Source organism: Kribbella sp. NPDC054772 (genome assembly GCF_053611945.1).
The window spans coordinates 46,245-53,743 of the sequence record NZ_JBSHBJ010000030.1; the positions used below are offsets into that span (position 1 = coordinate 46,245).

The 7,499-nt window shown below is 69.7% G+C and carries 6 protein-coding genes; 1 reads left to right on the forward strand and 5 read right to left on the reverse strand.

The window, feature by feature from the left end:
- Positions 1-107: 107 nt before the first annotated feature.
- Positions 108-1,901: a bifunctional metallophosphatase/5'-nucleotidase gene (locus ACWGID_RS32725; RefSeq protein WP_452203184.1), complete on the forward strand. Its 1,794-nt coding sequence runs from the start codon at positions 108-110 to the stop codon at positions 1,899-1,901.
- A 35-nt stretch (positions 1,902-1,936) separates the two neighbouring features.
- On the opposite strand, the gene ACWGID_RS32730 is transcribed toward ACWGID_RS32725, so the two are convergent.
- Genes ACWGID_RS32730 through ACWGID_RS32750 form a run of 5 tightly spaced genes read right to left on the reverse strand, consistent with a single transcriptional unit; the run spans position 1,937 to position 7,355 of the window.
- Positions 1,937-3,307, reverse strand: a complete 1,371-nt coding sequence (locus tag ACWGID_RS32730) for an amidase (protein ID WP_452203185.1) — start codon at positions 3,305-3,307, stop codon at positions 1,937-1,939.
- Positions 3,308-3,351: 44 nt separating this feature from the next.
- On the reverse strand, positions 3,352-4,113 hold the full coding sequence (locus ACWGID_RS32735; protein ID WP_452203186.1) for an SDR family NAD(P)-dependent oxidoreductase: 762 nt from the start codon (positions 4,111-4,113) through the stop codon (positions 3,352-3,354).
- A gap of 11 nt (positions 4,114-4,124) precedes the next feature.
- Positions 4,125-5,582, reverse strand: a complete 1,458-nt coding sequence (locus ACWGID_RS32740; protein ID WP_452203187.1) for an aldehyde dehydrogenase family protein — start codon at positions 5,580-5,582, stop codon at positions 4,125-4,127.
- Complete coding sequence (locus tag ACWGID_RS32745; RefSeq protein WP_452203188.1) at positions 5,579-6,442, reverse strand: ATP-binding cassette domain-containing protein; 864 nt, start codon at positions 6,440-6,442, stop codon at positions 5,579-5,581. The genes ACWGID_RS32740 and ACWGID_RS32745 overlap by 4 nt, the downstream gene beginning before the upstream one ends.
- Positions 6,435-7,355 (reverse strand): ABC transporter ATP-binding protein, encoded by a 921-nt coding sequence (locus ACWGID_RS32750; RefSeq protein ID WP_452203189.1) that lies wholly within the window; start codon positions 7,353-7,355, stop codon positions 6,435-6,437. Before ACWGID_RS32750 ends, ACWGID_RS32745 begins: the two co-directional genes overlap by 8 nt.
- Positions 7,356-7,499 lie beyond the last annotated feature (144 nt).

Consider the following 7,499-nt stretch of genomic DNA (forward strand, 5'->3'; position numbering starts at 1 on the left):
GTTCAGCAGGCGATTGACGCGCATCCGCACCGGCGGTTATTAATGTCGGGAAGAGGCAATAATGAACACTAATGCGCGTCCCCTCCCGCTCAGGAAGTAGGTCTGCAGTGAACAGTCGGATCCGCCGCCGGACGTTCCTCACCGCCACCGGGGCAGTCGCCACCGCAACCGCCGTCGGCGACATCGCCTACGCCACCCCGGCGGCACTCGACGACGCTTCGGAGTACGTCGACGTACAGCTGCTGAACATCACCGATCTGCACGGTTATCTGCAGCCGACGACGCCGAGCCAGGGCAGCGTCATCACCGGCGCCGGCGGGGTCCAGGTGACCGTCGGTGGCGTCGGCTACATGGCCACGCACCTCAAGCGGCTGCGCGAGGGCCGGCCGAACTCGCTCTTCTTCTCGTCCGGCGACAACTTCTCCGGCTGGCCGTTCGAGGTCGACGCGCACGCGAACGAGCCGACCGTCGAGGCGCTCAACGCGCTCGGGCTGCAGTTCAGCACCGTCGGCAACCACGAGCTCGACCAGTCGGTCGACTTCCTGATCGATCACATGGAGCACGGCAAGCCGTACGCGGTCAGCGGTCGCGACGACAACTTCGTCGACTCGACGGGGCATCGCTTCCGGGGCGCGAACTTCCGGTTCTACACGGCGAACATGGTGCATGCCGACTCCGGCCGGACCATCCTGCCGCCGTACAACATCGAGTGGGTCGACGCGGGGCGCGGCCGCAAGCTGCCGATCGCCTTCATCCACCTGACCGTCGTCGGCACCGAGGTGGGATCGACGTCGTACCAGCCTGGTCTGCGCTCGTTGTCCGACCTCGAGCAGGCCAACAAGCTGGCGGCGCAGCTGAAGAAGCGCGGCGTGAACGCGATCGTCATCAACATCCACGACGGCGGCGTCGCCGGTAACGACTACAACGCCGGTACGAATCCGTCCGGACCGGTGTTCCAGCTCGCCGCGAACGCGTCGCCCGACATCGCCGCGATCGTTACCGGGCACTGGCACTGCCGCTTCAACATGATGGTTCCCGACCCGAACGGCGTACCCCGCCCGGTGGTCGAGGCCGGCAACCACGGGTCGTTGATCAGCGAGATCAACCTGAAGCTCGATCCGCGCAGCGGAGAGGTCATCCGCGAGCTCACCACTTCGACCAATCACGCCAACAGCCGCGACGTACCGATCGACCCGGAGCTCCAGTACATCGCCGACTACTGGAGTGCCCAGGGCAAGAGGCGGTACGCCGCCCCGCTCGCGCGCGTCACCGGCGACTTCACCCGGACCCCGAACGCGTCGGGCGAGAGCACCATGGGCAACCTGGCCGCGGACTTCGCGTACTGGGACGCGAACCAGAATCGCGACGGCCAGGCCGACCTGGCGCTGATCTCGGTCAAGCCCGTCTCCGGTTCCAACGCGCTGACCGGCGATCTCCTGTACGCCAAGGGCACCAACGCGTCCGACACCGACGGCACCGTGCTGTTCGGCGAGGCCTGGAACGCCTTCGGGTACGGCAATCCCGTGCTCACCGTCACGCTGCCCGGGACCCAGTTGCACGCCGCGCTCGAAGCGCAATGGGTACCGCAGGCCAACGGCACCGAGAAGTTCGCACCGTTCGCCGTCTCGCACAACGTCAGCTACCGCTACGACACGACCAAGCCCGTCGGTCAGCGCGTCGACGCGGCCGACGTACTGATCGACGGCAAGCCTCTCGATCTCACTCGCAACTATCGCGTAGCGGCGCTCGCTTACACCCTGATCGGTGGCGACGGGACAACGGTGTTCACGGGCTTCACCGACCCGGTCCGCAACGACCGCGACCACGAGGGCTTCATCGCCTACCTCCGCGCCAACCCGGTACTCACCCCAGCGCCACTCGATCGCGCGCAGCCGGTCTGACAACGCCCGAGCGATCGGTACCCGCCGACTACCCCTCACCGCATCGGCCAGCATCGCTGCTCGGTGCGGTGGGTGGCGAGGTAGTCGGCCAGTGCGAGCGCCCGCAGGTCCTGGTGATGCGGTACGGCGAGTTGGGCCCCGATCGGCAAACCCGCGCTCGACCACCCGGCGTTGACCGTCGTCGCCGGGTGCTGGGACATGTTGTACGGCACCGTGAACGCGATGTGCTCGAAGGGCTTCGCCGGATCGTTGGTCGGATAGGCGAGCTCGGCCGGGAACGCGGTGATCGGCGCGACCGGCGACAGAATCACGTCGTACGTCGTGAACACCTGCCCGACCGCCGCGGCCATCGCGCCCATCTGGCTGTGACCGTTGAAGACGTCGAACGCGGACAGATCGCCGGCCGTCGCCACCCACTCGCGGATCTGCGGCAGCACCTTGGCCCGGCGATCCTCGGGCAGCGCCGCGATGTCGCTTGCGGACCGCACCCGCCAGAAATGGTCCAGCCCGTCGAGCATCTCGCGACTGATGATCGGCGCGATCGGCTCCACGATCGCGCCCGCCTGCTCGAGGAGCGCGGCCGTCGACGAGACCGCGGCCGTGACCTCCGGATCGACCGGCAGGCCGGCGCCCGCGTCGAGCAGCAACGCGATCCGCAGACCCTTGAGCTCGACCTCGAAGGCGTCGGACGCGCGCGGGATCGACGTGTGGTCACGCGCGTCGTACCCGGACATGACGGACAACGCCAGCGCCGCGTCGGGCGCCGTCCGGGTCAGGGGCCCGATCGCGCGACCCGGGTACGGGTTCCCGACCGCGATGCGCCCGTGGGTCGGCTTCAGCCCGACCAGTCCGCACCAGCCGGCGGGCAGCCGGATCGACCCGCCGATGTCCGTGCCGACGTGGATCGGACCGTACCCGGCGGCCGCTGCGGCCGCTGCGCCGGCGCTCGATCCGCCCGCCGTCCTGGACAGATCCCACGGGTTCCGCGTCAGGTGATGGAACGTGGACACCCCGGACGAGAGCATCCCGTACTCCGGCATCGTCGTCTTGCTGAAGATCACCGCGCCGGCGGCCCGCAACCGCGCTGCCGCCGGTGCGTCCTCGGTCGCCGGGATCAGCTCGGTCGCCGCGGTCCCCTGCGGCACCGGCGTACCCCGGGTCGCGATGTTCTCCTTCACCGTCACCGGTACGCCGTCCAGCGCGCCCGCCGTACCCTCGCGCCAGCGACGCTCCGACTCCTGGGCCGCGACCCGGGCACCCGACGGGTCGAGGGCGTACAGCGCGCAGATCTGCGGCTCGACCTCCTGCACCCGCGCGAGCACGGCGTCGACGACCTCGACCGGCGAGACCGACGCATCGGCATAACGGGACAGCAGTTCGGTGGCCGTCAGGTCCGCGAGGTTCATGCAGCGCTCCCTACTCCTGGGTCGAAGCTGGTCCTGGGTCGAAGCTAGTTCGGTGGGTCGAAGCGGCCGTCGACCGCGGTCCAGCCGCCGTCGACCGCGAGCACGCTCCCGGTCACGAAGCTCGCCGCGTCCGAGGCGAGGTACACGACCGCTCCGGCGAGCTCACTCGGTTGGGCCCAGCGTCCCAGAGCACCCTTGCGCGCGTAGGCCTCGTACCAGCTCTGGTCGGCCTTGATCTGCGCGGTGAGGGGTGTCTCGACGACACCGGGCGCGATCGCGTTCGCGCGGATACCGGACGGACCGAGCTCGGCGGCTGCGGTACGCAGCAGCTGGACGAGCCCGGCCTTGGTCGCGGCGTACACCGACTGCCCCGGTTCCACGGTCGTCCCGCGGATCGAGCTGAACCCGATGATGCTGCCGCTCCCCCGCTCGGCCATCCCCTTCCCGAACAAGCGCACCAGCTGGAACGACGCCCGCAGGTTCAGCGCCACCACCCGGTCGAACTCCGCGCTGCTGTAGTCGAGAATCCGCTTCCGCACGTTCGTGGCCGCGGTGAACACGAGCACGTCCACCGGCCCGAGCTCGGCCACAGCCCGCTCGATCGCCGCATCGTCCAGCACATCCAGCTCGTACGCCGCCAGCTCGGTCCCGGCCGTCTCACGGGCAGCGGCGAGATCCCGATCCGCACAGGTCACCCGAGCACCGTGCGCGGCCAGCGCGAGCGCACTCTCGCGCCCGATCCCACTCCCCGCACCGATCACGACCGCATGCTTCCCGTCCAACCGGAACAAGTTCGCGTAATTCATCGGGTCACCTCTCACGGGCGCGGGCGGATGATGGCCATCCGGGTCGTGGTGAGTTCCTCGATCGCGAAGCGCGGGCCTTCGCGGCCGGTGCCGGAGTCCTTCACGCCGCCGTACGGCATCACGTCGGAGCGGAAACCGGGGACCTCGTTGATCACCACGCCGCCCACGTCGAGCCGGTCGATCGCCGCGAACGCGGTGTCGAGCGACGACGTGAAGACACTCGCGTGCAGCCCGTACCGCGTCGCGTTCACGGCCCGCAACGCGCTGTCGACGTCCGGCACCGACCGCACCGCGATCACCGGCCCGAAGATCTCCTCGTCCCACGCCGGCAACCCATCGGGTACGTCGGTCAGCACGATCGGCCCGAGCACCTCGCCCAGAGAATCGCCCAGAGAATCGCCCGGCGCCTCGTACGCGATCGAGGCGCCGGCGTGCACCGCGTCCCCGACCCACTGCCGCACGCGATCGGTCGAGGCGGGGTTGATCAGCGCCGACACCCGCGTCTCCGGATCGCGCGGGTCGCCGACGACCACGCCAGGCAGACGCGCGCCGAGTTTCTCCAGCAACTGCGAGCGGATCGACTCGACCGCGATCACCCGTTGGACCGAGATGCAGGCCTGCCCGGACGCGTAGTACCCACCGCGAACGATCGCGTCCGCCGCCGCGTCCAGGTCTGCGTCGTCGGCGACGACCAGCGCCGAGTTGGACCCGAGCTCCAGGAGAGTCTTCGTCGGCGCAGCGTCCCGAGCGATCTGGTGGCCGACCGCGGCGGATCCGGTGAACGACACGGCGCCGATGCGGCCGTCGGTGGTCAGCGTGGCGCCGACCTCCGGGCCGCCGGTCACCACCTGCAAGGCGCTCTCTGGTGCACCAGCTGTCCGGAGTGCGGAGCGCATCAGGTGGGCGAGCCAGAGCGTCGCGAGGGGCGTCTGCGGCGCGGGCTTCACGATGATCGGGCACCCTGCCGCGAACGCCGGTGCAATCTTGTGTGCCGCGAGCAGCAGCGGATAGTTGAACCCAGTGATCCCGACGACCACGCCGATCGGCTTCCGAACCCAGAAGCCCTGCAAACCCTCACCACTCGGCAGCAGATCGAGCGGCACGGTCTCGCCGTGCAGCCGGGCGACTTCTTCGGCGGCGGTCTCCAGCGTGAGCAGCGTCCGATCGATCTCGACCCGGCAGTCGACCAACGGCTTGCCGGTCTCGAGCACCAACAGCTCCACGAACGCGTCCCGCTCGGCCAGCACAGCGGAATGCACACTCTGCAAGACCTTCCGCCGCAGGTACGACGGAAGCCGGCCGACCGTCTCGCGAGCAGCGACCGCATGATCGAGTGCCGTCCGCGCCAGCTCAACGCCACCGACCGGCGCGTCCGCCACCACGGAACCGTCGTACGGGAAGACCACCGGGGTCGTGGCCGGTGCCGCGATCCAGGATTCGCCGATCGGCAGGCCGGTGGGGAACTTCATGCCGGATCTCCCTTCGCGAGCAGGTCGGACGTGGTCGCGCCGGAGAGGGCACGCTGGAGGGTCGGGATGGCCGAGACCAGGCGCTGCGTGTACGGGTGCTGCGGGGCGGCGTACACGTCGCCGGTGTAGCCGGTCTCGACGATCTGGCCGGCGTTCATCACCGCGACGCGATCACAGACGTGTTTGACCACTGACAGGTCGTGCGAGACGAACACCAGGGTCAGGTCGAGCTCGTCGACCAGGTCCGAGATCAGGTTGAGCACCTGGGCACGGACCGAGACGTCGAGCGCGCTGACCGGCTCGTCCGCGATCAGGATCCGCGGGCGTGGCGCGAGGGCGCGGGCGATCGAGATGCGCTGGCGTTGGCCGCCGGAGAACTGGTGCGGGTACCGGTCGCCGGCGTCCGCGGACAGGCCGACGGCCTCCAACAGCTCGCGGACGCGCTCGCCGGAGGCGGGATGGCCTTGGGCGACGAGCGGTTCGGCGATGATGTCGCGGACCCGCATCCGAGGGTCGAGTGAGCTCATCGGGTCCTGGAAGACGAGCTGGAGGTTCTCCCGGAGGAACCGCAGCCGGCGTTCCGGGAGGCGGGTGATGTCGGTGTCCTCGACGATCACGTGACCTGAGGTGGCGCGGTCGAGGGCGGCGATGATCCGCAGCAGCGTGGACTTGCCGCAGCCGGACTCGCCAACGATGCCGAATCGCTCGCCCTGCTTGACTTCCAGGCTCACGCCGCGCAGCGCATGCACCACCGGAGCCGGCCGCAACAGCGAGGTCCGGGGACGTGGGTAGTCGCGGACCAGATCGACCACCTGGATGGCAGTCGGTGTCTCGTGGGTCGCGGTCATCGGGTCAGGCATCGACGCTCCCGGCTGGGTGATGGCAGGCGAAGCCGTCGGTCCCCGAGCCGGTCCACTGCGGCATCTCCTCGCACAGGGCGGTCGCGTTCGCGCAGCGGGTGCGGAAGACGCAGCCGGTCGGGAAACGCCCGGCCGGTGGGACGTTGCCGGGGATCGTGGTCAGTCGGCGAGACGTGGTCTCCAGGTCGGAGGCCGCCAGCAAGCCTTGGGTGTAGCGATGGCGGGGGCGCGTGAACACCTCGGCGACCGGACCCGACTCGACTACGCGGCCGCCGTACATCACCAGGACGCGTTCGCAGACCGTGGCGACGACGGCGAGGTCGTGGGTGATGAAGAGGAGCGCGGACGACCGGTCCACGACGCCGCGAACGATCAGGTCGAGAACGAGGGCCTGCACGGTGACGTCCAGCGCAGTGGTCGGCTCGTCGCAGATCAGCAGCGCCGGATCGTTGGCCAAGGCAAGGGCCAGGACGACGCGCTGACGCTGGCCGCCGGACAGTTGGTGCGGGTACGCCCTGGCCGTCTCGGGCGGCAGTTGCACCCGTTCGAGGAGCTCGGCAGCGGCAGTCTGAGCCGCCGACTTCGTCTTCGTCTTGTGGATCAGCATCGACTCGGCGATCTGGTCGCCGACCCGCATGGTCGGGTTCAGCGCGGTCATCGGCTCCTGGAAGACCATCGCGATCTCACGACCGCGGACCCGGGACATCCGCCGCTCGTCCGCCGCGACCAGCTCGTGGTCAACGCCGTCGAGCCGCACCGAGCCGTCGGCGCGGACGTCCTCCGGCAGAAGCCCGAGAATGCTCAGCGCGGTCAGCGACTTGCCCGACCCCGACTCGCCGATCAGGCCGACCCGCTCCCCCGCACCGACCGTCAGGTCGACATCGGACACCAGCGTGGTGTCCCGAACCGACACCGACAGCCCGCGCACCGTGAGTACGTCGTGGGGGGGGGGGGGGGGGGGCGGGGGGGGGGGGGGGGGGGGGGGGGCGGGGGGGGGCGGTGTATGGTGTTATGGTGGGGGGTCTCGAGGTCTCGGAGACTGCGGGTCTGGATCTCG